Source organism: Terriglobales bacterium, from assembly GCA_035651995.1.
Lineage (GTDB): Bacteria > Acidobacteriota > Terriglobia > Terriglobales > Acidobacteriaceae > DASRER01.
In genome coordinates this window covers 1-25,796 of record DASRER010000022.1, presented here as the reverse complement: position 1 = coordinate 25,796, position 25,796 = coordinate 1, and the positions used below count along the sequence as shown (strand labels likewise).

General features: G+C 63.9%; 19 protein-coding genes and 1 CRISPR repeat array. Of the genes, 9 read left to right on the top strand and 10 right to left on the bottom strand.

Features of this window, described 5'->3' with window-relative positions; all coding sequences use genetic code 11:
• Positions 1-16: 16 nt before the first annotated feature.
• Entirely contained in the window at positions 17-868 is an 852-nt protein-coding gene (locus tag VFA60_08120; protein HZQ91740.1) for a Ku protein, read from the bottom strand.
• 179 nt (positions 869-1,047) lie between these two features.
• On the opposite strand from VFA60_08120, the gene VFA60_08115 reads away from it, so the two are divergent.
• From VFA60_08115 to VFA60_08100, 4 genes are all read left to right on the top strand, one after another.
• Positions 1,048-1,890: a DUF92 domain-containing protein gene (locus VFA60_08115; protein ID HZQ91739.1), complete on the top strand. Its 843-nt coding sequence runs from the start codon at positions 1,048-1,050 to the stop codon at positions 1,888-1,890.
• An 88-nt stretch (positions 1,891-1,978) separates the two neighbouring features.
• Positions 1,979-3,652 (top strand): D-aminoacylase, encoded by a 1,674-nt coding sequence (locus tag VFA60_08110; protein HZQ91738.1) that lies wholly within the window; start codon positions 1,979-1,981, stop codon positions 3,650-3,652.
• 327 nt (positions 3,653-3,979) lie between these two features.
• Positions 3,980-4,756 (top strand): cyclase family protein, encoded by a 777-nt coding sequence (locus VFA60_08105; protein HZQ91737.1) that lies wholly within the window; start codon positions 3,980-3,982, stop codon positions 4,754-4,756.
• Between the two features lie 309 nt (positions 4,757-5,065).
• Positions 5,066-8,251: a carboxypeptidase regulatory-like domain-containing protein gene (locus VFA60_08100; GenBank protein HZQ91736.1), complete on the top strand. Its 3,186-nt coding sequence runs from the start codon at positions 5,066-5,068 to the stop codon at positions 8,249-8,251.
• Positions 8,252-8,439: 188 nt separating this feature from the next.
• On the opposite strand, the gene VFA60_08095 is transcribed toward VFA60_08100, so the two are convergent.
• Both VFA60_08095 and VFA60_08090 read right to left on the bottom strand, forming a co-directional pair.
• Complete coding sequence (locus VFA60_08095) at positions 8,440-9,066, bottom strand: YdcF family protein (GenBank protein ID HZQ91735.1); 627 nt, start codon at positions 9,064-9,066, stop codon at positions 8,440-8,442.
• A gap of 13 nt (positions 9,067-9,079) precedes the next feature.
• Entirely contained in the window at positions 9,080-9,724 is a 645-nt protein-coding gene (locus VFA60_08090; GenBank protein ID HZQ91734.1) for an L-threonylcarbamoyladenylate synthase, read from the bottom strand.
• Positions 9,725-9,841: 117 nt separating this feature from the next.
• Between VFA60_08090 and VFA60_08085 the strand changes: the two genes are divergently transcribed.
• The 3 genes from VFA60_08085 (at position 9,842) to VFA60_08075 (ending at position 13,569) form a co-directional block, all read left to right on the top strand.
• A complete protein-coding gene (locus VFA60_08085; GenBank protein ID HZQ91733.1) occupies positions 9,842-10,714 on the top strand; it encodes an RNA methyltransferase in 873 nt (290 codons plus the stop codon).
• A gap of 152 nt (positions 10,715-10,866) precedes the next feature.
• Positions 10,867-12,255 (top strand): replication-associated recombination protein A, encoded by a 1,389-nt coding sequence (locus VFA60_08080; protein ID HZQ91732.1) that lies wholly within the window; start codon positions 10,867-10,869, stop codon positions 12,253-12,255.
• A gap of 78 nt (positions 12,256-12,333) precedes the next feature.
• Positions 12,334-13,569, top strand: coding sequence for a GAF domain-containing SpoIIE family protein phosphatase (locus tag VFA60_08075; GenBank protein ID HZQ91731.1), 1,236 nt, complete (start codon positions 12,334-12,336; stop codon positions 13,567-13,569).
• Between the two features lie 54 nt (positions 13,570-13,623).
• Here VFA60_08075 and VFA60_08070 read toward each other — a convergent pair whose 3' ends face one another.
• The 6 genes from VFA60_08070 to lnt form a co-directional block, all read right to left on the bottom strand.
• Positions 13,624-14,082 carry a hypothetical protein gene (locus VFA60_08070; GenBank protein ID HZQ91730.1) on the bottom strand — a complete coding sequence of 153 codons (459 nt, stop codon included), beginning with the start codon at positions 14,080-14,082 and terminating at the stop codon, positions 13,624-13,626.
• Positions 14,083-14,095: 13 nt separating this feature from the next.
• Positions 14,096-14,506 (bottom strand): CoA-binding protein, encoded by a 411-nt coding sequence (locus VFA60_08065; GenBank protein HZQ91729.1) that lies wholly within the window; start codon positions 14,504-14,506, stop codon positions 14,096-14,098.
• Positions 14,507-14,567: 61 nt separating this feature from the next.
• Positions 14,568-15,413, bottom strand: a complete 846-nt coding sequence (locus VFA60_08060; GenBank protein HZQ91728.1) for a prohibitin family protein — start codon at positions 15,411-15,413, stop codon at positions 14,568-14,570.
• Positions 15,414-15,503: 90 nt separating this feature from the next.
• Positions 15,504-16,655 (bottom strand): hypothetical protein, encoded by a 1,152-nt coding sequence (locus VFA60_08055; GenBank protein HZQ91727.1) that lies wholly within the window; start codon positions 16,653-16,655, stop codon positions 15,504-15,506.
• A 39-nt stretch (positions 16,656-16,694) separates the two neighbouring features.
• Positions 16,695-17,808 (bottom strand): peptide chain release factor 2 gene (gene prfB / locus VFA60_08050; protein ID HZQ91726.1). Its coding sequence is split into 2 segments (ribosomal slippage): positions 16,695-17,738 and positions 17,740-17,808, totalling 1,113 coding nucleotides; the frame shifts between segments, so codons are not numbered across the junction.
• A complete protein-coding gene (lnt, locus tag VFA60_08045) occupies positions 17,793-19,442 on the bottom strand; it encodes an apolipoprotein N-acyltransferase (GenBank protein ID HZQ91725.1) in 1,650 nt (549 codons plus the stop codon). Before lnt ends, prfB begins: the two co-directional genes overlap by 16 nt.
• A 103-nt stretch (positions 19,443-19,545) precedes the next feature.
• On the opposite strand from lnt, the gene VFA60_08040 reads away from it, so the two are divergent.
• Together VFA60_08040 and VFA60_08035 are read left to right on the top strand one after the other, a co-directional pair.
• On the top strand, positions 19,546-19,713 hold the full coding sequence (locus tag VFA60_08040) for a hypothetical protein (GenBank protein ID HZQ91724.1): 168 nt from the start codon (positions 19,546-19,548) through the stop codon (positions 19,711-19,713).
• 34 nt (positions 19,714-19,747) lie between these two features.
• On the top strand, positions 19,748-22,138 hold the full coding sequence (locus tag VFA60_08035) for an APC family permease (protein ID HZQ91723.1): 2,391 nt from the start codon (positions 19,748-19,750) through the stop codon (positions 22,136-22,138).
• A 284-nt stretch (positions 22,139-22,422) separates the two neighbouring features.
• Positions 22,423-25,186: direct repeats of the CRISPR family, unit length 37 nt; unit sequence CTTTCAGTCCCCTCTTCATCGGGGAAGGGTCTTCAGG.
• Between the two features lie 115 nt (positions 25,187-25,301).
• Here VFA60_08035 and cas4 read toward each other — a convergent pair.
• Positions 25,302-25,796: CRISPR-associated protein Cas4 (gene cas4 / locus VFA60_08030; GenBank protein HZQ91722.1), on the bottom strand; the 495-nt coding region annotated here is incomplete at its 5' end.

The window sequence follows — 25,796 nt, the reverse complement described above, 5'->3', positions numbered from 1 at the left end:
ATGTAAGGCTGAAAGGCTAACCCCGCCTGCGGCTCGCCGGACGCCGCACATGGTGCGTGGCCGAACCGGCCTGCGCCGCCGCAACGCGCTGCGGACCTTTCTTCTCCATCTGCTCCAGGCTCTGCTTCAGGGCCGACATAAGGTCCACCACCGGCGCGGGCTTCGGGACCTTGGGCGTGGGCGCCATTTCCTTCCCTTCGAGCTTCGCCTTGATGAGCTGCTTCACGTTCTCTTCAAACGTGTCTTTATATTTTTCCGGCTCGAACGGCCCCGCCAGCGCCTCGATGAGCTGGTTGGCGACCTTCACCTCGGCGTCTTTCAGCTCTACGTCCGGACGCCCGAACGCTTCGACCTCCTTCACCTCGTCCTTGTAGTACATGGTGTGCAGCATCAGCCCGCCCTTGTGCGGGCGCAGGATCACCGTGTACTCGCGGTTGTGCATGGTGAGCTTGGCGATGGCCAGATAGCCGGTGTCTTCCATCGCCTTGGAGAGCAGCGCATACGGACGCCGTCCCGCTTCTTCGGGCATGAGGTAATACGAAGACTCGAAGTAAACCGGATCAATCTCCTCTTCCTTCACGAATTCCAGGATCTCCATCGCCTTGGCGGTCTTGGGCTCGATCTTCTTGATCTCGTCCGGCTCGATCACCACGTACTCGCCCTTGGCGTACTCGTAGCCCTTCACCACCTCGCTGCGGTCGATCGGCTTGTCCTCTTCCGAGCACACCAGCTGCTGCTTCACCCGCGCGCGATCGTCGCGATGCAGCATGTGGAAAGAGACGCGGGCGCCGCGCGCGCCGCTGAACAGGCGCACCGGCATCGAGATAAGTCCGAAGGTCAGGTAACCGGTCCAAACTGACGATGGCATGCGTTCATCTCCCCTTGCTCATCTGGCGGCGGGCGTCTCGCCCGCCGGCGCGCAATTACGGACTTCCGTCAACAGACTCGGCCCGCGCCGCGAAAACTTTCCTGCTACGCCTCTTTTGCTAGGATGCCCCGCATCCGGCGCCAGGCAGCCACAAAATAGAAGACTGGGAGCGCACCTCTGTGACGCCCGCGACTGAGCATTCGGCAACGAATCGCCGGCCAACTTCGGCAACGGCAGACGCGGTTGCCGTCGCGCTGGCGCTCGCTGTTGTCGCCGCCTTTGTGGCGCACGAGTGCACCACAAGTGAGGCAGCGTGCGACATTGTACGACGCCGGTCTCTCTTCGCCATTCCGGCGACGGTTGCATTCGCAGGTGCTGCCACATTCCTTAGGGGTGTCACACCGGGAGGCGCTATAGCTGGTTGGGCATTTGCACTGGTTTTGTGGCAGTCCGCCGGATCGGGCGCCTTTCTGGCCCTGATTTCGGTGTTCGGCCTCACCTGGCTGGCTACGCGCTTCGGCGCCGCGCGCAAGGCGGCCGCCGGCCTGGCCGAGGCGCGACGCGGCCGCTCGGCAGCGCAGGTGGCCGCCAACGTCGGCGTGGCGGCCATAGCGGTGGCGTTCGGTGGAGTTCTGGGCGTGATTGCCGGCGTCGCCGCGCTCGCCGAAGCCGCCGCCGACACGGCGTCCAGTGAAGTCGGCCAGGCAGCCGCCGACCGCGCGCGGCTGCTGCCCACATTCGCCGTCGTGCCCGCCGGAACCGACGGCGCCGTAAGCCTGCCGGGAACGGTGGCGGGAATTGCGGCGGCGGCCGGCGTTGCCGGCGTCGCCCTGGCGGCGGCATTGATGAGCGCGCGTGTCGCAGCTTATGCGGCCATCGCCGGCGTTTTGGGCATGCTGTTCGACAGCCTCCTCGGCGCCACGCTCGAGCGACGCCGCTGGCTGAACAACAACGCCGTGAACACGCTCAGCACCGCCTTCGCCGCAGGGATCGCGGTCACCGCAACTCTGTGGGCGCCGTAGCTTCGACCTCAAGTCTCTCACCGGGTCCCCCTCGCGCTCCTTGCCCGCGCGGATTACACTTTCCCGCTCGACTTCGAGGAACCGACCTGTGATCAAGCGACTCATTCCCGCAGTCTTCCTTCTCGGTACCGCCGTCTTCGCGCAACAGTACGACGTCCTTATCCGCAACGGTCGCATCGTAGACGGCACCGGCAACCCATGGTTCTACGGCGACGTCGGCATCCGCGGCGACAAGGTCGCCTTCGTCGGCCGCGCGCCTGAGGGCGCAACCGCGCCGCGCGTTATCGAGGCGCGCGGCCTCATCGTCGCGCCGGGCTTCATTGACATGCTCGGCCAGTCGGAGGCCAACCTGCTCATTGACCACCGCGCCGTGAGCAAGCTCACGCAGGGCATTACGACCGAGATCACCGGCGAAGGCGACTCGATCGCGCCGCTGAACGACGCGCTCATCAAAGACCAGAAGGATTTCCTCGAACACTTCAAGCTGAACGCCGACTGGCGGAGCCTCGACGAATACTTCCGCCGCCTCGAAAAAGAAAAGCCCGGCATCAACCTGGGAACGTACGTCGGCGCGGCGCAGGTGCGCGCCTACGTGATGGGACGCGCCAATCGCGCGCCCACGGCCGACGAGCTCGCCCGTATGCAGTCGCTCGTGGCCGACGCCATGCGCCAGGGCGCCATGGGTCTCTCCACGGCGCTCATTTATGCGCCTGGCGCGTATGCCAAGACCGACGAACTCATCGCGCTGGCGAAAGTTGCCGCGCAGTACGGCGGCATCTACGCCAGCCACATACGCCACGAGGGCGACGTTGAGATGACCGCGCTCGCCGAGGCGTTCCGCATCGCCGACGAAGCGAAGATTCCGGTGGAGATCTTCCACCTGAAAGTTTCCGGACAGCGGAACTGGGGACGCATGCCGCAGGTGCTCGAAGCCATCGAACAGGCGCGGCAGCGCGGGCTCGACGTTACTGCCGACCAGTATCCCTACGTCGCCTCGGCCACATCGCTCGGCGCAAGCATTCCTGCGTCGTATCACGCCGGCGGCACCGACGCCTTCCTCGCCCGCCTCAAAGACCCCGCCCAGCGCGCCGAGATCCGCAAGCGACTGACCGTGGCGGCGAGCGATTCCACTGAAAACATGTGGCGCGGCGTGGGCGGGCCTGAGGGTGTGCTGGTGGTCAGCGTGCTGAATCCGGACCTGAAGAAGTACGAAGGCAAGAAAATTTCCGAGATCGCCCGCCTGGAAAACAAAGATCCGCTCGACACGTTGATGGACATCGTCATCGCCGACCACGACAACACCGGCGCCGTCTACTTCAGCATGAGCGAACCCGACGTCCGTCTGGCGATGAAGCAGCCGTGGGTCAGCGTCGGCACCGACTACGGCGCCATTGCTCCCGACGGGCCACTCGGCGAGTCCAAGTCGCATCCGCGCGCCTACGGCAGCTTCGCGCGCATTCTCGGCAAATACGTGCGCGAGGAAAAAATGCTGGGGCTCGAGGAAGCGATCCGCAAGTTCACGTCGCTGGCGGCGCAAAAAGTGAAGCTCGACCGCCGCGGCCTGCTGCGGCCCGATTACTTCGCCGACATCACCATCTTCGATCCGCAGAAGGTCATCGACGTGGCCACGTTCGAGGACCCCAACCGGCCGTCAACCGGCATCGAGTATGTCTTCGTCAACGGCGTGCTCTCGCTGGAGCACGGAAAGCTGACCGGGCAGCAGGGCGGCCGCGGCCTTCGCGGCCCGGGCTACAAGCAGTAGCGAGGGTGCCCCGCGTTGGCGCTGCCGGTCGGCTTCACCACTTACGCGGCCAGCAGGCAGGCTACAAGCAGTAGCGAGGGTGCCCCGCGTTGGCGCCGCGTTCTCTGCGGCGCGAACGCGGGGTAACGGCGGCGCGCGCCGAGGGCGTCGACTTGAAGTGTGGATTCCGCAGAAGCGACCCGCTCCCGATCACATCGCATCCAACTTTCTTGAGGAGCCGTTACCTGCTCCTCCCTCGTCCACAACGCGCCGGCGAAAATCGGGTTATATTGTTTGCAACATTCCCTGCAACCCGCGGGTTTTTGAATCGTCTGCTGTAATATGCGGTTGAAGACTTTCATCCTGGCCTGCGCCCTGATCGCGGCCCTATTGCTCTTTGCGCAACGCCGCGCCGCGGCGCCCAAGGCTCCCGAATTCGCCAGCGTGGTTGACCTCACCCACTCCTTCGGCGACAAAACGCCCAGCTATGAGGTGGAATCCGGCTACAAGGCGACCACGGTCAAAGAAATCGCAAGAGACGGTTACTACCTGCGGAACATCTGCCTGCCCGAGCACTTCGGCACGCACATCGATGCGCCGGCACACTTTGCCGCCGGCCGCTGGACGGTGGACCAGATTCCGCCCGCCCGCCTCATCGGGCCACTGGTGGTCATTGACGTGAGCGCGCAGGCGCGGCTGAATGCCGACTACCAGGTCTCGCTCGATGATGTCTCCATTTGGGAGAAGGCCAACGGCGCCATTCCGCCGGGCGCGATCGTGATGGCGCGCACCGGGTGGTCGGAAAAGTGGAACACGCCCGCCGCATACCGCAACCCCGACGCGCGCGGCACGCTCCACTTTCCCGGCTTCGCCGAAGACACGGCGCGCTTCCTGGTGGACGCGCGCGGCGTCGTCGCGCTCGGCATCGACACCCTCAGCGTGGACTACGGGCCATCCAGGGACTACCCCGTCCACCACTACACGTCGTCCCGCAGCGTTTACCACTTAGAAAATGTCGCTGATCTCGATCGCGTGCCGGAATCCGGCGCTATTGTGCTAGTCGGACCGGCCAAGCTGGAGGGCGGTTCCGGCGGTCCGGTGCGCATTTTGGCACTTCTGCGCTAACTACTTTCCAGTCAATGGAGTAGAAGCTTTCCAGAGCGCGATACGGGCGTGGCTTTTCGCTTCCCGCGTTACAGATTCACGGATTATTCCTCTGAAATTCAGAAACCGCTGCTCCCGAAAACTGTACCCACCTGTGCGTTCCGCGATGCAAGCTGCGCATTCACAATCGGATAGCCATCCAGGTCTTTTGGCCGCGAAACTGCAAATTCATTTTTTGCAGTAAAACCGCTATCGGGAGAGCACGCTGTTCCCTCAGAGGGAACAGCAGGCGGCGCCCATTACTGATTGGTAAATGGTAGGGGAGGAAGCATGAACGGACAACTGAGCCTGGCCCGGCGGATGGCCGCGTTGCTGGCGGTCGCGTTGCTGAGTTCTCTGGCACTGGCGCAGTCAACCGCCAGGTTGCAGGGTACGGTGTCGGACCAAAGCGGCGCGGTACTTCCCGGCGCCAGAGTAAAGGCGATCAACGTCGGCACGAACGTTGAGCGCACAACCGAAACCGACAGCAGCGGCTTCTATTCGCTGCCTTCGCTGCCCATCGGCACCTACCGCGTGGAAGTCGAAGCGCGAGGGATGGGCAAGCAGACGATTACCGGCCTGGTGCTGGAAGTCGGCCGCATTGTCTCGCAGGACTTCACCGTGAAACCTGCGACGCTGGAGCAATCGGTCACCATCAACGCCGAGGCGCCGGTGGTGGACACCACCACCATCACGGTCGGGCAGGTTGTGGACGGCAACACGGTGCAACAGATTCCGCTCAATGGCCGGCACATCGTGGAGCTGACCGGCCTGGTGGCCGGCACGGTGGTACCCCCGGTCAACGGCTTCCTCACGGCGCCGTTGCGGGGGCAGGGATCGTTCGGGGTGAACACCGCCGGCGGGCGTGAAGACACCACGAATTTCATGATCAACGGCATCAACCTGAACGACATGGCGAACGGCCAGGTGACGTTCCAGCCGTCGATCAACACGGTGGCCGAGTTCAAGATGGACAACTCGACCAACAGCGCTGAATTCGGACGCAACTCCGGTTCGCAGATGATGGTGGCCACGCGCTCGGGCAGCAACGTGTGGCACGGCGAGGCGTTCGAGTTCCTCCGTAACCACGATCTGGACGCGCGCAACTTCTTCAACAAGAGCGGCACCGATCAGTCCACCTTCAAACGGAACAACTTCGGCGGCGCGTTGGGCGGGCCGGTCTGGAAAGACCACACGTTCTTCTTCTTCAGCTACGAGGGCCTGCGCCAGCGCCAGGGAATCACGGTTTCATCGAACGTGCTGACGGCGGCGCAGCGGCAGCAGATCGTAGCCAACAACAATGCCACGATGCAGAAGCTGCTGCCGCTGATTCCTGTGGCCAACGATTCGACCGGCTCAAAGTTCCTGGGGTCGCTGGTGGCGCCGGTCAACATTGACCAGTGGACCGGCGACGTGAGCCACAACATTGGCCAGAACGACCGCCTGCACGGCTACTACGCCATCCAGCGCGACTTCCGCGGAGAGCCGACGCTGCAGGGCGGCACGGTGCCGGGAGCCGGGGACCATCGCCGGGCACGCCGCCAGATTGGGACCTTCAACGAGACGCACGTTTTCACCGCAAACACGGTGAACGACTTCCGTTTCGGCTTCAACCGCATCTTCATCACGTTCCAGCCTGAAAACGACCTGGATCCGTCCCAGCTGGGTATCAACAATGGCGTTTCGGGCCCGGTCGGCGCGCCGCAGATCACCGTCAGCGGTCTCGGCCTTCAGTTCGGCGGCATCAACAATTTCCCGCAGGGACGCGGCGACTACACCGCCGTGCTGGCCGACACGGTCAGCCATGTCCGCGGCCGTCATTCATTGAAGTTTGGCGGTGAACTGCGGCGCTTCAACGGCAACGCCTTCACCTCAAGCCCCGGTACGCTGGGCTTCGCCAACGTCACCGACTTCATCAATGCGGCGCCGAATGCGTTCACCATCACAACGGGCAATCGCCCGGCCCGCGTCTATGCAACCGCGCTGGGCTTGTTCGCCCTCGACAGCTTCAAGATCCGCCCGTACCTGACGCTCGAGTACGGCCTGCGCTGGGAGTGGAACGGCACGCCGACCGAGGCGCAGAACCGGTCCTCGTTGTTTGTTCCAGCCAAGGACTGGCTGGTGCAGGTAGGCACCAACGGCCGCGACAACGCCTACAACCAGAACAACAAACTCTTCCAGCCGCGCCTGGGCTTTGCCTGGGACCTGTTCCACAACGGCAAGACCGTGCTGCGCAGCGGCTACGCGATCCTGTACGACATGCCGTTGCCCGGGCCCTTCGTCTTCAGCGGCAACTTCCCGTTCGCCAACCCGGTGTCGTTCACGCCCACGACCGCCAAGCCGAAGACCACTTTTGGCACGCTCCTGGCTGACGCGGCGGGCGGCGGTCTGACGCTGGGCAATGTCGATCCGAACTACAAGAACGATTACATCCAGTCCTACAACCTGAACCTGCAGCAGCAGATCACTCCCACCCTGGGGGTGATGATCGGCTACTTCGGGAACAAGGGAACGCACCTGGATACGGTCGTTAACCTTAACCAGCAGATCCAGGACCCAACCAAGGCGCCTGGCAACTACGTGCGGCCGTTCGTGCGGCTTGCAGCCGACAGCCCCATTGCTGCCAACAGCCTGCTGGGTTCGATCAACACCCGCGCCAGCATCGGCACGTCGAACTACAACGCCCTGTGGATCACCGCCAACAAGCGGCTGTCGCACGGGCTGGAGTTCTCCGGCAACTACACCTGGTCGAAATCGCTGGATGAGACGTCGCGCGCCGGCCTCATCGTGGCCGACAGCACGCGTCCCTTCCTCGACTACGGGCCTTCGGACTTCGATGCGCGGCACCACTTCACCCTGAGCGGGCTCTACACACTGCCGTTCAACAGCAACCGCCTGGTCAAGGGATGGCGCGTGAGCGGCGTGGTCACGCTGCAAAGCGGAAACCCGCTGAACATCACCGCCGGGAACCCGGCGACAGGTCTGACGCCGGGCGGCTTCACGAGCGGCGGAATCCGAGTTGACCAGACCGGCGCGATGCCGTCGGTGGGCAAAACCATCATCACCACCGGCTCGCAGGCGGGAAACGTGCAATGGTTCGCGCCGGCGACCACTTTGCTCTGCGATCCCACCAGCCCGGCAAGCTGCACCGGCAGCCAGCCGTTTACGCTGCCGATCGTGGTGCAGGGCGGCTTGAACGTCTACCACTACGGCAACATTGGCCGGAACTCGATCCCTGGACCGGATTTCAAGAACGTGGATTTGGCGCTCGCCAAGACGACGAAGATTACCGAGCGCATCAGCCACGAATTCCGATTTGAGGCCTTCGACGTGTTCAACCACCCGAACTTCGCCAACCCGGGCACGGCAGCGCAGCTCAACAGCACTACGTTTGGCGTGATTCGCGCCACGCGCGGACCCGGCGGCGACGCAGGGTCGGCGCGCCAGCTGCAGTTCGCCATGAAGATCATCTTCTAGGCGGACGCCCCAAGTGGGGTCAGGCCGGAACCGCAGCGCGGGCGAAAGCTCACGCGGCGGTTTCCGGCCTGCTTCGTTTGAAACTCAGCAGTCAGCACTCAGCATTCAGCCCTTGCCTATCCCGGCAAAAGCCGCGCTTGTTCACAGAAGCCGTTCGTGGCTGAATGCTGATTGCTGAATGCTGAGTGCTACGTAATGTGCATGCGCCACAGCATGTAGCTCACCGCCTCGCGCGCCACCAGTTGCGCCGCCTGCCAGCCTGATGCCGCCCTCGACTCCGGACGCGGCGATCCATACACGCCCACGCCCTCGCTCTCCAGCAGCGCCTTGATGCGGAACATGTGGTAGCGGTCGCTGACCGCGATGCAGCTGTGCAAGCCGTTCACGCGCATGATGGTCGCCACGCGCCCGGCTTCGCGGCTGGTGTTGCTGCTCTGCGTCTCGGCGATCAGGTTGTGCTCGGGAATGCCGCGGCTGATCAGGTAGTCGCGCCCCACGCCGCCCTCGCTGAATCGCGGATCGTCCCCCGACCCGCCGGTCACGATCACGATCGGCGCAAGGTTCCGCCGGAAGAGCGCATAGGCGTGGTCCAGCCGGGCCTTGAACACCGGCGACGGCCGCCCGGCATACTCGGCGGCGCCGAACACTACGATGACGTCGGCCGGCTGCGCTTCGTCGCGTCCCGACTGCTGCACGATCTGCCGCGACGCAACCAGGAAGAAGGTGGCAAGCGCCAGCACCGCCAGCGCGGCGACCCAGCGGATCCATCTTCGGCGCCGTCGGGGGCGCGGTCGGGCCGGGGCAGCGCGGTTCATCAGGAGAGGGCCGCTAGGGGCCAAGGACCTCGGAAATCTCGCTGCGCGGGATGGCGCCCTCGCGCAGCACGCGCCAGTGCCCGGCGTCGTCGGTCACGTCAACGATGGTGGAAGCCACGCTGCGCGGCGAAGGGCCGCCGTCCACGATCAGTGCAATGGAGGCTCCCAGTTGCTCCTTCACGCCCTGCGCCGTGGTGCACTCCGCTTCCCCACTCACGTTGGCCGAAGTCGCCGTCACGGGAATGCCCGCCGCCTTGATGACGGCCAGCGGAATGGCTGCGGACGGCACGCGCAGCGCCACGTTTCCGGTGTTCGCCGTCACCTTCAGCGGAAGGCGCGATGCCGCGCGCACAATGATGGTCAGCGGTCCCGGCCAGAACTTGCGCGCCAGCAGATAGAACTGGCTCGGCAGCGGGCGCGAAAGTTCCTCGGCCTGGTCCACCGATTCGATCAGCAGTGACAGCGGCTTGTGGCGCGAACGCGACTTGATCTCGTACACGCGGTCGACCGCGCGCAGGTTGAACGGATCGGCAGCCAGCCCGTAAAAGGTGTCCGTGGGCATGCCGAGCACTTTGCCGGACCGGATCTGCTCGGCCACGTAGGTGACGAGAGGCCCCTCTGGACGTTCGCTGTTAATGCGGACGATTTCAGTTCGCACTCGGCGGCCCTCGCAAGCGGCTGAAAAGGCGAACCGTAACACATCCCCGGATGCCGCCGCAACGCCGCCGAACCAGCGCCGCTCCGGGCCAGCGACGCGCTCGCGTATCATCCTCTGGTGCCGAACCATGCCACACACCGTGCGGGCGAGGCCCTGGGCCGCCTGCGGCCGGTCGCCAGCCGCCAGCATCCGCTGGTGAAGGAACTGCGCCGCGCCTTCGCTGAGGGCGCCGCCACCAGCGATGGCCATTGCGCCGTTGAAGGCGCGCACCTGGTGGAGGAGGCGATCCGCTCCGGGCTGCGGCTCAAGGCGGCGTTTTTCAGCGACTCCGCGCGGGAGCGCGCCACGAAACTCATTCCCCAGCTCTCGGCCCACACCGAGGCCCTGCTCCTGCCCGACGACGTCTTCTCCAGCGCCGTGCTGACCGGCGCGCCTCAGGGCGTGGCCGCGCTGGCCAAGACGAAGAATTTCTCGCTCGACGACGTGCTGCGCCCGCCCGAGCCGCTGGTCGTCATCGCCGGCGGCATTCAGGACCCGGGAAATCTCGGCACCATGATCCGAACCGCCGAGGCATTCGGCGGCTCCGGCCTCATCGCGACGGAAAACACCGTCAACCACTTCAATCCCAAGGTGGTCCGCGCGTCCGCCGGCTCTGTTTTTCGCCTTCCCATCATCCAACTCGCGCTGGACGCCGCCCTCTCGGAATTGCGACGGCGAGGCCTGCGCCTGGTGGCCACGTCGTCGCACAAGGGCGATTCGCTGCCGGACGCCGCGCTCATCGCGCCGCTGGGGCTGCTCATCGGCAACGAAGGCGCCGGCCTTCCCAAGACTGCCCTGGCGGCGGTGGACGCCGTCGTGCGCATCCCACATTCGGAGCGCGTGGACTCGCTCAACGCCGGTGTTGCCGCGGCAGTCGTGCTATACGAGGTCGCCCGGCAACGATCAACTTCCACCACAGAGACACAGAACCACAGAGAAAAACATGGCTGAAAGCGACCCCGGAACAGAGCCGATCATAGCCGCCGCGACCGAAGTCCGCCGATGCCTGGGGCCTGGGCTACGGCTAAGCCGCGGCATCATTCGGCGGGTTTTATGAAATGTTTCGATCTTTCTGTGCCTTTGTGTCTCTGTGGCAGGTGTTCATGAGCCTCTTCCAGCCCATTCCCGAGCGCGACACCTTCCGCGACCGCACTCGTCCGCTCGCCGATCGCATGCGGCCGCGCTCGCTGGAAGAGTTCATCGGCCAGGAGCACCTGCTCGGCCCGGGCAAGCCCTTGCGCGTGCAGATCGAGCGGGACGACACCGGCTCGATGATCTTCTGGGGGCCGCCGGGCGTGGGCAAGACCACGCTCGCCAAGATCATCGCCAGCGTCACCCGCGCCGAGTTCATCGAGTTTTCGGCGGTGCTCGCCGGCATCAAGGAAATCAAGCAGGTGATGAGCGACGCCGAGCGCGCCCGCCAGTACGGCACGCGCACCATCGTCTTCATCGACGAAATCCATCGCTTCAACAAGGCGCAGCAGGACGCGTTTCTGCCGCACGTCGAGAAGGGCAACATCCGGCTGATCGGCGCGACCACCGAGAACCCGTCTTTCGAAGTGATCTCCGCGCTGCTCTCGCGCACCCGCGTCTACGTGCTGAAGCCGCTGGAAGAAGCGCAGATTGTTTCGCTGCTCCGCCGCGCGCTCACGGACAACGACCGTGGCCTTGGCGAGATGAAACTCAGCGCCGCCGACGAAGCGCTCGCGCTCATCGCCGCCTACGCCTCCGGCGACGCGCGCTCCGCCTACAACGTTGTCGAGCTCGCCGCCTCGCTGGCCAAGCAGGCCAACACGGCAGACATCGCGCCCGAGCTGGTCCGCGAAGCGCTGCAAAAGCGCGTGCTGCTCTACGACAAGGCGGGTGAAGAGCACTACAACCTGATCTCCGCGCTGCACAAGTCGGTGCGCAACAGCGACGCCGACGCATCCTTATATTGGTTGGCGCGCATGCTCGAGGCCGGCGAAGACCCGCTCTATATCGCCCGCCGCGTGGTGCGGATGGCCGCCGAAGATATCGGCCTTGCTGACCCGCTGGCGCTCGGCGTCACTCTGGCCGCGCGCGACGCCGTGGACTTCCTCGGCATGCCCGAGGGCAATCTCGCACTGGCGCAGGCGGTCGTTTATCTCGCGCTCGCTCCCAAGTCGAACGCGCTGCTCACCGCCTACGGCGCCGTGCAGCAGGACGTGGAACAAACCGCGGCGCAGCCTGTCCCGCTTCATCTCCGCAATGCTCCCACCGGCCTTATGAAGGGCCTCGGCTACGGCGAGGGCTACCAGTACGCTCACAATTTCGAGGGCAAAGTAGCTGACATGGAGTGTCTGCCCGAGAACCTTCGCGATCGCCGCTACTACCATCCCACTGCCGAAGGTTGGGAACGCAAGCTGCGCGAGCAGATGGAGGAGATCCGCAAAAAGCGCTCAACAGCTCACAAACCCGGCGCCGGAAAAGCCGGCCACCGCGAATCGTCCACAAAAAAGACCGAATCCTAACCGGCGCCTGGCACATCCCATACCCACAGTGGACGGTCTGCCAAAATGTCTGCCTCTCCGAGCCCAAGCAACTTTCGCGTGCCTGCTCACAGGCGCGTTCGCGGCGGCACCGTTCAGGGGCTGCTGAAGCTTCAGCGCGCCTCGCAGCGCATCGCTTCCACCCTCGATCTCGACCAGCTCATCGACAAGACCGTCGGCGACGTTGCCCGCTGGTTCGGCTGCAACGAAGCCAACATTTATCTTCACGACGAAGGCGAGGGCGAAATGGTGCTGGCCGCCGTCCACGGCTGCCGCCTGCACAGCAAGGGCCATCGCCTGTATTTGGACCAGCTCGGCATGTCGGGATGGGTCGCACAAACCGGCCAGATGCGCTACGCGCCCGACGTCCGCCTCGATCCTTATTATGTGGCGTGCGAGCCGCTCACCCGCTCCGAGGTAGACATTCCGCTCAAGATCAACGGCCGCGTGATCGGCGTTTTCAGTGTGGAGCACCACGAGCTGAACGCCTTCACGCCGGAAGATCTGCGACTGCTGCGCGCGCTGGGTGACCATATTGCCGTGGCCATCAACAACGCGCGCCGTTTCCGCGTTGAGCAGGTACGCAGCCAGCGCATGAGCCAGGACGCGGACGAAGCGCGGCTCATCCAGCAGGCGCTGCTGCCCAAGGCGTCACCCTACGCTCCGGGATTTGAAGTTACTGGCCTCTCGGCGCCGGCCCGCGCCGTTGGCGGCGACTGGTACGATTACCTGCCGCTGCCCGAAGGCCGCCACGGACTGGTGCTGGCCGATGTCTCCGGCAAAGGAACCGCGGCGGCGCTGCTGATGAGCGCCACCCGCGCCATGATGCGCTCACTCGCCGAGCATCACACGTGCCCGGGCGAGATGCTCGGCCGGCTCAACGATGCCGTGCTCAACGACTTCCCGACAGGCCGCTTTGTGACGATGCTTTACGGAATTCTCGACCCGGCGGCGCGCACCCTGCACTTCGCCAGCGCAGGACATCCCATGCCACTCATCACCCATGGCGATGGCGAAGTGCATCTGCAGGCCGAAAGCGGTCTGCCGCTCGGCGTCGCAGGCAACGTCTACCCGGTGAACACCATTCACCTGCCGCGCGGCTCGCGCGTGCTGCTCTACAGCGACGGAATGACGGAGATGCTGAATGCCGCGGGCGAAGAATTTGGCCGCGAGCGGCTTCGCGACCAATTGCTCGAGCCGGGCGCAACGGCCGACGGCATCCTGGCGGGGGTGCAGCACTTCGCCGGCGCACGCGCCCCGGCCGACGACGCCACGCTGATCCTGATCAAGGCTTAACTGTTGACGGCGCCCCACTCAATCCCTCTGTTGGGCTGAGCGAGTTTGTTCCGCTTACTCCGACTTCACTGCGTTCGACTGCGAAACATCCATCACGCTCCAGCTCTTCGCGCCGGAGTCGTACTCGTACACCATGTCCGACGGCAGGAACATGCCGGAGGCGTCGTCGAAGGCGAGCCAGTACCGGCCGTTGGCGCAGCGATAGTGGAAATCGCGCTCGCCCGAAGGCCGCTGCACCTTGGGCACGCTCGCGATGAACTCCGGCGTAAGCTCGTCGAGCGACTTGGGACATCCGCTGCGCGCCTGGCGGTAGCGATCGAGGCCGGTCAGCAGCGGCGCCGCGCGCTCTTTAGTTTGCCGGGCATGCTCGGCGCCCCGGCGCTGCGCCATCACCATCAGGCCCACGCACGATCCGACAATCAGCAGGAAGAAGACGGCGAGAATCCCGCCCATCCACAGCATGACTTTCGCCGCGGCGCCGCGCCTGGCGGGTTGGGCGGTTGCGTCGGTCATGGGATCGCTCCAGTTAGCCTTGTCGTTTGCGATGTTCCTTCAGGATGCACCGGTCCATGATCACGAATAGCCCCGCGCGGCGCGCCTTTTCAGCGGCTTCCTCGTGGACCACGGTTTCCTGCATCCACACCGCCGGCAGCTGGAGCGCGATCGCCTCTTCCACAATTGGCGGAACGTTCTCCGAGCGGCGGAAGATGTCCACAATGTCAATCTTTTCCGGCACGGCGCCCAGCGAGGCGTAGGCCTTCTCACCGAGCGCGCCCTTGATGTTCGGGTTCACCGGAATGATGCGGTAGCCGTGGCTCTGCAGGTACGCCGCCACGCCATAGCTGGGGCGCAGCGGGCTCGACGACAAACCCACCACAGCGATGTTCTTCGCGGACTTCAGCAGTTCGCTGATGCGTTCGGCTTCGTTGTCAGGCACGTTGGTTTCGTCCGGCTCACAGCGTAAACGCTCGCCACCGTTCACGCAAAGGCTTCTCCGGCTACTGCCCCAAAATCACCGGCAACCCGTTCTTTCCACTCCCGATCACCACCACCTTGGCATTCGAACTCTTGGCCAGGTTCTCGGTCGCCTCAATTCCCTTCCACTCCAGCAGCGCCGGGCTGATGCCCTGCGCCACGATCTGCTGGAAGTCGCGAATACCCTGCGCCTCGATGCGCTTGCGCTCGGCTTCCTGCCGCTCCCGCTGCAGGCGGAAGTTCATGGCCAGCGCCTCCTGCTCGGCCTGCTGTTTCTGCTCGATGGAAGCCTTCAACGACGAGGGCAGCTGGATGTCGCGCAGCAGGATGCTCTCCACCTCCACGCCGCGTTTGCTCAGCTCCGCCGTGAGCTGCACCTTGATCTGCTGCGCCACCTGCTCGCGTTCACCGGTGTAAAGCGCGTTGGCGCTGTGCGAGGCCGTGGCCTCGCGGATGGCCGCCCGCAGCATCGGCTCGACGATGACCTCCACGTAGGTCGGGCCTAGTTTCTGATAGACGTCGGCCGCGCGATCACCCTGCAGGTGAAACAAAAGAGACGTGTCCAGAGACATCACCAGCCCCTCGCTGGAGGGCACACTCGCCGATTCCTTGATCTCCTGCGTGCGAATGGTCATCTCGTGCGCGGCCTTGAAAGGATTGATGAGGTGAATGCCCTCGGGCAAGGCCTCACCGGTCACGCGCCCGAACAGCGTCAGCACGGCAACGTGCCCCGACGAGACGCGCGTCACCGACGACAGCAACAGAACAAAGATGAAGAACGCCAGCACGACCGCGCCGATCATGCGGATCACGCCGCCACTTCCGCCGGCATCGACCACTCTTCCCTTGCCAAAACCGTAGGTTTCCATTGGGCTCCTCCTGCCGGGGATTGTAGCCGCTTGCCGGCGGCGCCCGCGTTAGCGCCGCGCTCCTTGCGGCGCCGGCCTGGGAAACGTGGCTCACTCGCCTTTCTTGCCGCTCGTCTTCTCCCGGAACATCTTCAGCGCCACTTTGCGGATGGTGTCGGCCACGTTCTTATTCATCGAAAGCCCCTTCAGGTCGTTGGCGAGCAGGTGCGGCACCAGCGAGAGAGAAAGATCGAGCGGCGCGCGGGGATTGTTCACCAGGCTGCGGACCACGCCGTAGTTCTTCATGAACTTGCGCTTGCGCGCGATGCCGCGCAGCACGTCTTCCTGCACATTCTTCATGGCGGCGAACGTCTCCACTTCGGCGTCGCTCAGCTTGGGCGACTCCAGCACCGCCAGTGACACGACCTTGGCGCCGTCGCGGATCAGTACGAAGCGCTCGTCCTTCGTGCCCTTCATCGCCAGCTGCACGCGTTCGCCCACCCGCAGTTTCGAAATTTTCTGAATCGTGGACTCGCGCTCGGACTCTTCGCCCTTCGCTGGCTTGGCCCCCGTTCCGCTCCCGGCGCTCACCGCCAGCTCGCCCACGCCGGCGTTCGGCGCCGGCGGGACCGCGTCCTCGATGCCGAGCACATCGGACGCGCTGGTCATCGTGAACGGCTTGCCTTCCTCGGCGGCAATCTCATGCGCGTGATCACGCTGGTAGGCCTCCAGCAGCGCCACGAACTCCGGGTCTTCCTGCTCCTCGGCTGCGGCCGTCTCCGGCGCTTCCTCCCCGAGTGCCGCAAGCGCAGCCGTGGTCCGCGCCAGCTCAGCGTCGGTCAGCAAAGGGTTCGCGCTCAGCGCGTAAAGAACATTCGACGACTTGCGCGCCCGCGGGTTCTCCACCATCCGCGCCAGCAGCTCGCGCGAATTCGAACTGGCCCACTCGACCAACGTTTCCTCCGGCACCGCAGAATTGTCGAGAAGCGCGGAAATTAGCGCCGGGCGCAGGTTTTGCGGCGCCGCGAAGTACTTCAGCACCTCAGGCGGCGACGTTGGATCGGCCGCCACGGCCACCGCCGACTGCTCGTCCCAGCCAGCCAGCGTCATCCGCGCCTGCTCGCCGAAGACGGGGTGTCCGGCCAGGTACACCAGGATCTCGATCATTTCGGCGGCAGGAAGGGCCAGCGCGCCGCGCGCGGCCGAACGCATGAGGTTGGCCGGAACGGCCGATTGCCGGATCAGTTCGATCATGCGCGCCATGGGACGCGCACATCATAATTCAGCTTTCAGCCGGAACCGCTACTGGGTTTTCGGACCCTGGTCTCCGCGCCGCATGAGCAGGTACGCCCTGATGAACGGATTGATGTCGCCGTCCAGCACGCGGTCCACGTCTCCGATTTCCAGCTTGGTGCGGTGGTCCTTGACCATCCGGTACGGTTGCAGCACGTACGAGCGGATCTGCGAGCCGAAGTCGATGTCGAGCTTGGCGTCCTCGACCTTCTTCGTCTGCTCGCGCTTCTTCTCCAGCTCATACTCGTAGAGTTTGGAGCGCAGAATCTTCATCGCGCGCTCGCGGTTCTTGTGCTGCGAGCGCTCGTTCTGGCAACTCACCACGATCCCCGTCGGGATGTGAATGATGCGTACCGCCGAGTCGGTGGTGTTCACGTGCTGCCCGCCGCGCCCGCCGGAGCGGTACGTGTCGATGCGCAGGTCGTCGGGCTTGATGTTGATCTCAATGCTCTCGTCGATCTCCGGCGACACGAACACGCTGGCGAACGAGGTGTGCCGCCGCTTGGCCTGGTCGAAGGGCGAAATCCGCACCAGGCGGTGCACGCCGATCTCGCTCGTCAGCAGCCCGTAGGCGTACTGACCGCTCACCGTGAACGTGGCCGACTTGATCCCCGCCTCTTCCGCCGGCTGGTGGTCGTTCAGCACCGTCTCGAACCCCTGGCGCTCGGCCCAGCGCAGGTACATGCGCAGGAGCATGTCCGCCCAGTCCTGCGACTCAGTGCCGCCGGCCCCGGGATGGATGGTGACGATCGCGCTGAGTGCATCCTGCTCGCCCGAGAGCAGCGTCTCGGTTTCGAGCTTCTCGGCGACCGCGCGCAGCGAATCAATTTCGCGGCGCAGGTCGCCGCCAACCTCTTCGCCTTCGCGCGCCAGTTCGAAGTAGGCGGCGATGTCGGCCAAGCGCCGCTCCAGGTCGGTGTCGGTCGCCAGCGCCGCTTCCAGGCGCTTGCGCTCGCGCATCACTTTCTGGGATTGCTCAGGGTTCGACCACAGGCCCGGATCGGCAACCTGCTTTTCGATGTCGGCTAGTTGGCTGCGCAGGCGCGCGGCGTCAAAGAAAACTCCGCAGGTCGCGGACTTTGTCCTGAACGGTGGCGTATTCGCGTTCTAGTTCTTCGACCATATGACTTGACTCTTGAAGCGGGCGCGTACCAAGAGGCCCGCCAAAGCGATTATCGCACACGTCCACGCGAACCAGTCGCCGTGCGCGGTGTAGAACGTTACTTCGCTGATCAGCGCGTACGGCGCCTGCAGCGTCAGGCGCTCGCCGCGCGGAGCGCGCGCCACCACGCGTCCGTACGGATCGATCGACGCCGTGATGCCCGTGTTCGTATCGCGCAACAGCCAGCGCTGGTTTTCGATCGCGCGCATCCGCGCCATGTTCAGGTGTTGGCCCGGAGCGCCGCTCTCGCCGAACCAGCCGTCGTTGGAAATGTTCACCAGCAACCGCGCGCCGTTCTTCGTGAACTGGCGGACTTCGTCGGGAAAGACCGATTCGTAGCAGATGAACGCGCCCACTTTGCGCCCGCCAAGGTCGAGGACGCGCCGCTCGCTCCCCCGGCTGAAGTCACCCACTTCCTTCGTCAGTTTCTCCGCGAAGGCGAACAGCGGCCGGAACGGCACGTACTCGCCGAATGGCACCAGGTGCACTTTGTCGTACCGCGCAACCCACTCGCCGTTCGGCCCCACCAGCGCCGCCGAGTTCAGCACCCGGGTTGAGCTCACCGGCACGGGATTGCCGCCGGCTGCGCCCTGCTGGCCGTGCTGTGTCATGGTGCGCACGCCCACGCTGCCCACGAGCACGTACGCGTTGGCGCGTCGCGCCAGCCCACTCACCGCGTCGCGAAAACGCGGATCGGTGTCGTAAAACGGCGCCGGCGTTTCCGGCCACACGATCAGTCCCGGTCCGGACTGCGCCTCCTGGTTCGTCTTCGCCGCGGGCAGGCTCAGGCGGACCAGCTCGACGATGGTGCGGTCGAAGTACTCGGCCGTCCACTCGCCCGGCTCGAGGATCGGAATGTCCGACTGCACCAGCGTCGCGACGCGATCGCGCGGCGCCGGACGCAGGGCCACCAGGGCGCCGGCTTGCAGCAGGAGCGCCGCTGCCAGCGCCGAACCCAGCATCGCGCCCCGCGCGCGCAGAGGAATCACGAACGCCGCCGCAAACGCGGCATTGATGAGCGCGATCTCGAACGAGATCCCGTAAACGCCCGTGAAGGTCGCGATGCGCGTGAGCGGCAGGTTGTTCACCTGCGCGGTGCCCAGCAGGTCCCATGGGAAACCGGTGATGCGCGCGCGCGCCAGCTCGACGGCGACCCACAGAAAAGGCGCCAGCAGCAACGCACGCCGGATGCCGTGCTTCCCGCGACGCGCCGCCCTGGCCAGCAGCCATCCGAAAAGGCCGTGGTAGAGCCCGAGATAGAGACAGAACAGCACCACGATGCCCGCCGACGCCGCCGCTCCCACGCCGCCGTACACGTGCATCACGTGGTAAATCCAGTAGCAGCTGCCCGCGTACCAGATCACGCCGCTCGAATATCCGAGCAGAAAGCCCGCAGCGGCCCCGGGGCGGACTTCCCTGCCCGCGACATCGAGCAGTTCAGTATTGCGTGGACGGTAAAGGCCGAGGATGGCAACGATCAGCGGCGCGAGGGCAACCCAGCACAACCAGTACAGGCCCGGCGAAGGAAAGATGAGCACCTGCAACGCTCCAGAGAGGATGGCCAGGCCCCAGGCGCTCGCGGGAATTTGCCGCACCCCAGCAGTGTAGCAAAGCCGCGCCGCGCGCCCGGTCCCCGCCAAACACCGGCGATGCGCGCAATGTGGGACGAAGCACTCGCTTTGTTTACAATTGCTGCGTATGCTCTTCCATTTGTTCCAGGCCTTTGTGAAGGTGGTGGAAGCGCTGTTTTTGATCGGACTCATCGGCTCTGCCCTGGTACTGGTGCTCACCACGGTCGAGGACTTCGAAGTGCTGATCGCGCGCGACGCTCCGGCCGGCGAAGCCGGTCTGAGCGCGGAAGTATGACGAGCCCGTTGCCGCCCCAGCCTGATCGCTGCTGATGCCTTCCCCGTCACAACCCGCGCAGCAGAGCAACCGCGTTCGCATCGTAGTTGCGACGTCGGTGATGCTCACCTTCATCTCTTTCTGGCGCGCCGCCGCCATCGTGCTCAACGACCTGGGCTCGTCGGCCTTTTACGCCGGCGGCATCGCCGAGCAGGCCATCGGCAAGTCGGCGCCGTGGTTCATTCTCGGCGTCATGCTCTTCAGCTTTACCGTGCGCGCGGTGTACGTGGAGAGCTGCTCCATGTTCGTGCGCGGCGGCGTGTATCGCGTCGTCAAAGAGGCGCTGGGCGGCACACTGGCCAAACTGAGCGTTTCGGCGCTCATGTTCGATTACATCCTCACCGGCCCGATTTCCGGCGTGTCGGCCGGGCAGTACATCGCCGGACTCATCAACGAACTGCTCTTCACCGGATTCCGCCACGGCTTCCTGCCCGTAAAAATTGCGCTGCCGGAAAACTGGGTGGCCGTTGTCTTCGCGCTGGGCGTCACCCTTTATTACTGGTGGGAAAACACCAAGGGCATCGAGGAGTCGAGCGACAAGGCCCTCCGCGTCATGCAGATCACCACCGTGATGGTGGTCGTGCTGCTCGGCTGGTCCGCAGTCACTCTCATCGCGCGCGGTGCGCACCTGCCGCCCTGGCCGCTGCCGGAGAACCTGCGGTTTTCCGCCGAGGCGCTGGGCTTCCTGCATAACCGGGGCGACCTGGTGAAGATGTTCGGGCTGTTCGGCATCCTCATCGCGTTCGGCCACTCCGTGCTGGCCATGAGCGGCGAGGAATCGCTGGCGCAGGTCAATCGCGAAATCGCGCACCCCAAGCTGAAGAACCTGAAGCGCGCGGCGCTGGTCATCGCCATCTACAGCTTCGTCTTCACCGGCGGCGCCACCATGCTCGGCGTCATGCTCATTCCCGACGACGTGCGCATCGCCGTCTACAAGGACAACCTGATCGCCGGCATCGCCATGTATCAGGCGGGGCCGCTGGCGCTGCGCATCCTGTTCCGGATCTTCGTCGTCGTCGTCGGCTTCCTCATGCTTTCCGGTGCGGTGAACACCGCGATCATCGGCTCCAACGGCGTGCTCAACCGGGTGTCGGAAGACGGCGTGCTCACCGACTGGTTCCGCCGGCCGCATCGCAAGTACGGCACCAGCTACCGCATCATCAATCTTGTCGTCGGACTCCAGCTCTTCACCATCCTGGTCAGCCGCGGCGACGTCTACCTCCTGGGCGAGGCCTACGCCTTCGGCGTCATCTGGAGCTTCACCTTCAACAGCCTCGCCATGCTGGTGCTGCGCTTCAAGTACAAGGGCCCGCGCGGCTGGAAGGTGCCGCCCAACCTCACCATCGGCCACGTTGAAGTTCCGGTTGGACTCGGATCTGTATTTCTCGTGCTGCTGGCCACGGCCCTGGTCAACCTGCTGACCAAGTCGGTGGCGACCATCTCGGGAATCATCTTCTCTGCGGTGTTCTTCGCCATCTTCCTGGCCTCGGAAAAGATCAATCGCCGAAAACACGCGCACGCCGAGCAGCAGATGCAGGAGCACTTCCAGCTGCAGCACGCCGAAACGGTCGAGCGCGAGTCGGTCGGCATTCGCCCCGGCAACGTGCTGGTCACGGTGCGCGACTACAACGCGCTCCACAACCTGCGCTGGGCGCTGGAGCACACCAATACCACCGATCAGGACGTGGTGGTCATGGTGGCCCGCCTGCTGGGCACCGGCTCGGGCGAGTACGACCTCTCGATGGAGCAGATCTTCAGCGACTACGAGCAAACCCTGTTCACGCGCGCCGTATCGGTGGCCGAGAGCTACGGGAAACACGTCTCGCTGCTGGTGGTGCCGGCGCGCGACGTGTGGTCCGCCATCGTGCAGACGGCGAACGCGCTGCAGTCGGCCGCCGTCGTCGCCGGCCAATCCACCAAGATGTCGGCCGAGGAGCAGGCCTTCTATTTGGGACGCGCCTGGGAGGCGATGTCACCGCCCAAGCGCCAGTTCGTCTTCCACGTGGTCAGCCCCGATGGCAGCGTAAAGACCTACCGCATCGGACCGCACACGCCCACCATGAAGTCGGAAGACGTGCACCTGGTCCACCGCCTGTGGCTCGACCTCACCCGCCTGCGCGGGCTGGAAAAGATGCACCACTCCGACATCGTCACCCTGGCGCTCACGCGCTTCGCGCGCGACTATGCCGGACGCGATCGCGACGAGATCCTGCGCACACTGCAGATGGAAGAAGACCGCCGCCGCGGACTGGCGCCCGCCGCCGCCCTGCCGGACGGTATTTCACCGCCCCCGCCGACCAGCCCTCGTCCGCCGGCCGGCGATGAAGACAAGTCCCCCAAACCCGCCGACGCCGAACCGCCCAGCCCGCCACTGACGGGACCGTGATACTTGGCCGTGATATTTGTGAAATTTTCTCTCCGGAGAAACTTGGTGGGTGAGAGGATTGGAATGCGCCGGTAGTGCTCCAATTCAGTGAGTCCCCTCACTACCAACGCGCCTCCACCAACCCCGGCTATCCAGCCAACAGCCCACGACTACCAACAGGCCAATCTGCGCCTGGTCAAAACCCACAGCTAAATCTGGGTTGAGTCTCGTTCCCATGGGAAATAACATCGATCCTTCCGACCCGGTCGGCTCGTCGACCGAGTCGGCGAAGGCCACCAGGTCATCTTTCAGTCCCCTCTTCATCGGGGAAGGGTCTTCAGGAAGTCGGAAGCGGCGCAGCGCAAAGCGAATCCGAATTGCTTTCAGTCCCCTCTTCATCGGGGAAGGGTCTTCAGGCATCCCGCTCGATCTGGTCATCTCTGCCGAGAGCGACTTTCAGTCCCCTCTTCATCGGGGAAGGGTCTTCAGGTTCGCGTGCGTGGAGTTCTGCCAGCTTAAGAGAGCTTTCAGTCCCCTCTTCATCGGGGAAGGGTCTTCAGGTCCCGTCGGCGTAACAAAGCGGACAGTCGCCGCGACCTTTCAGTCCCCTCTTCATCGGGGAAGGGTCTTCAGGGCTACCAGGTGCCGCTGCAGGCTTCCGAGCAGGTGAAGCTTTCAGTCCCCTCTTCATCGGGGAAGGGGCTTCAGGATCGGCGCGATCGCCGGTCTGTTCGGCGGGTTGTTCTTTCAGTCCCCTCTTCATCGGGGAAGGGTCTTCAGGCCTGTGCCCATGAATTGCTGCGGGTGTCGGTTACGCCTTTCAGTCCCCTCTTCATCGGGGAAGGGTCTTCAGGCATCATCGAGTATCGCGAGTACGCGCCGACGTACTACCCTTTCAGTCCCCTCTTCATCGGGGAAGGGTCTTCAGGCTGAGCCGATGACGCCCTCTCTCGCAATTGTGAATCCTTTCAGTCCCCTCTTCATCGGGGAAGGGTCTTCAGGTCCAGCTCAGCGCGTCGAACGCCTGGCGGGTGTAGCCTTTCAGTCCCCTCTTCATCGGGGAAGGGTCTTCAGGGTCGGCGGCCGTGTACTTGCCCTTCGCGCCGTAATCGCCTTTCAGTCCCCTCTTCATCGGGGAAGGGTCTTCAGGGCGATGAGCGCCGCCGCGGCGCCGCTCACCGGGCATCCTTTCAGTCCCCTCTTCATCGGGGAAGGGTCTTCAGGCTTCCCGCCGGACTGAAGCAGGTCATTCAACTGACCTTTCAGTCCCCTCTTCATCGGGGAAGGGTCTTCAGGAGGGACAAGTGGCCTACCGGCCGAAACCAAATTCTCCTTTCAGTCCCCTCTTCATCGGGGAAGGGTCTTCAGGGATCGGCGCGGGCGGCGCTTTCCTGTTGCTGATGGGGACTTTCAGTCCCCTCTTCATCGGGGAAGGGTCTTCAGGGCGACGAGCGAATCACGGCGCGCAAAGGCGGCAAGGCCTTTCAGTCCCCTCTTCATCGGGGAAGGGTCTTCAGGGCCGGCGGAAGCGCCAGCCGGGAAGAAGTGAAGCCACTTTCAGTCCCCTCTTCATCGGGGAAGGGTCTTCAGGTGGGCATTGCCGCGGCCTCACAGAGTCCTACGGCGCTCTTTCAGTCCCCTCTTCATCGGGGAAGGGTCTTCAGGCGACCTTGCGAGCGCGAGCACCGCGCGCACCAACCTCTTTCAGTCCCCTCTTCATCGGGGAAGGGTCTTCAGGTCACCTTCGCGTCGAGGTCAATCCACTTCGCAATGATCCTTTCAGTCCCCTCTTCATCGGGGAAGGGTCTTCAGGTCGGCCGATCCTGCGCTATCACGGTGGCAAGTGGATGCCTTTCAGTCCCCTCTTCATCGGGGAAGGGTCTTCAGGGACGTCTGTGATTCCGCTCCCGTTGGTTTGCACAATCTTTCAGTCCCCTCTTCATCGGGGAAGGGTCTTCAGGGCCCGGGCTGCCAGCGTCGTTCGCCAGCGGAACCACCCTTTCAGTCCCCTCTTCATCGGGGAAGGGTCTTCAGGCACCATTCCGGCGACCCGGTATTGAGCTGGATGGTCTTTCAGTCCCCTCTTCATCGGGGAAGGGTCTTCAGGCGCGCGCATTTCTTCGCCACCGACGAGCGGCTGACGTACTTTCAGTCCCCTCTTCATCGGGGAAGGGTCTTCAGGAAGTGCTCGAGATCGGCGATGGTCTCTTCGTGCACGTCTTTCAGTCCCCTCTTCATCGGGGAAGGGTCTTCAGGGCTGCGACTGGTGTCCACGGCAGTTCCTGCGCCCGGTCTTTCAGTCCCCTCTTCATCGGGGAAGGGTCTTCAGGAGCAGATGCGCACGCGCGAGCGCATGCTGATACACACTTTCAGTCCCCTCTTCATCGGGGAAGGGTCTTCAGGGAGTTGGCGCCGTGCGCTGTGTCTGTGATTACCCACTCTTTCAGTCCCCTCTTCATCGGGGAAGGGTCTTCAGGAACCAAACTGCAATTTGTGAAACAGTAACCGGGCCCTTTCAGTCCCCTCTTCATCGGGGAAGGGTCTTCAGGTGACCGCCACCCCGTTCGGGGCGCGTCTGCTGAACATCCTTTCAGTCCCCTCTTCATCGGGGAAGGGTCTTCAGGGCCGTCATTTGGTTTGCCGGTTGCACTCTTGCCTGTAACTTTCAGTCCCCTCTTCATCGGGGAAGGGTCTTCAGGTGCCCGGAACTGTGGAAGCCTGAGCAACACGCGTCTGCCTTTCAGTCCCCTCTTCATCGGGGAAGGGTCTTCAGGCGTATCCGAACCTTTGCGCAAGTGCGGCTCATCGTCTCTTTCAGTCCCCTCTTCATCGGGGAAGGGTCTTCAGGTCGCAACACGTTCCGAGTCAAAGCGGCGACCAACAACTTTCAGTCCCCTCTTCATCGGGGAAGGGTCTTCAGGATCGAGTAGCATCACGCCCGGCGCGATCACTTTGAACCTTTCAGTCCCCTCTTCATCGGGGAAGGGTCTTCAGGGATTGCCATCGCGTCCTTGTGGCCCTGAAACTCATCGCTTTCAGTCCCCTCTTCATCGGGGAAGGGTCTTCAGGCGCTCGCGATTTCCTGCATTATCAATGACTTGCAAACGCAGAATACGGCAATCTTGCGAAAGAACCCAGTTTACACAAAAACCCCCTCGTTTTGCGAAAAGTTTGTCTTCGGGCATCAGAAAATATCTCCGCAATAATTCCGAAACTCACACTCCTCACACCGGCTTCGGGCCGGAGTTGGCGGCGGCAAAATCCCCTCTTGGATCATAGCGCGGATTTGCTGCAGTCGATCTAACGTTTGCTGCTTCAATTGCCGCGTCAGCGCAAGTGCAACGACCTTCTGAATGGGGGCCAAATAAATAAAGCCGGTGCGAACTTCCGTTCCAAACGCCTCTTCAACCAGCAATCCATAACCGGCGAGTTGGAAGATATGATTGCGGTGAGGTCGGCCGCGAGTGTATTTGAAATCGACCGGGAAATAGCCCTTCGAGGAAACAAGCAGCAGGTCAAGTTTACCGCTCAAACCCAGCTTGGCGGACTCCAGCCCTACATGGAATCGCCGTTCCCCAGAACTCAGGTCATAACGTTTAAGGCTGCGTCGATTTTCCAGCGCATCGAGCCTGATCTCCTCCTGCTTCCCGCGCTCCATCTTGACCGTGATTTTCCTGTC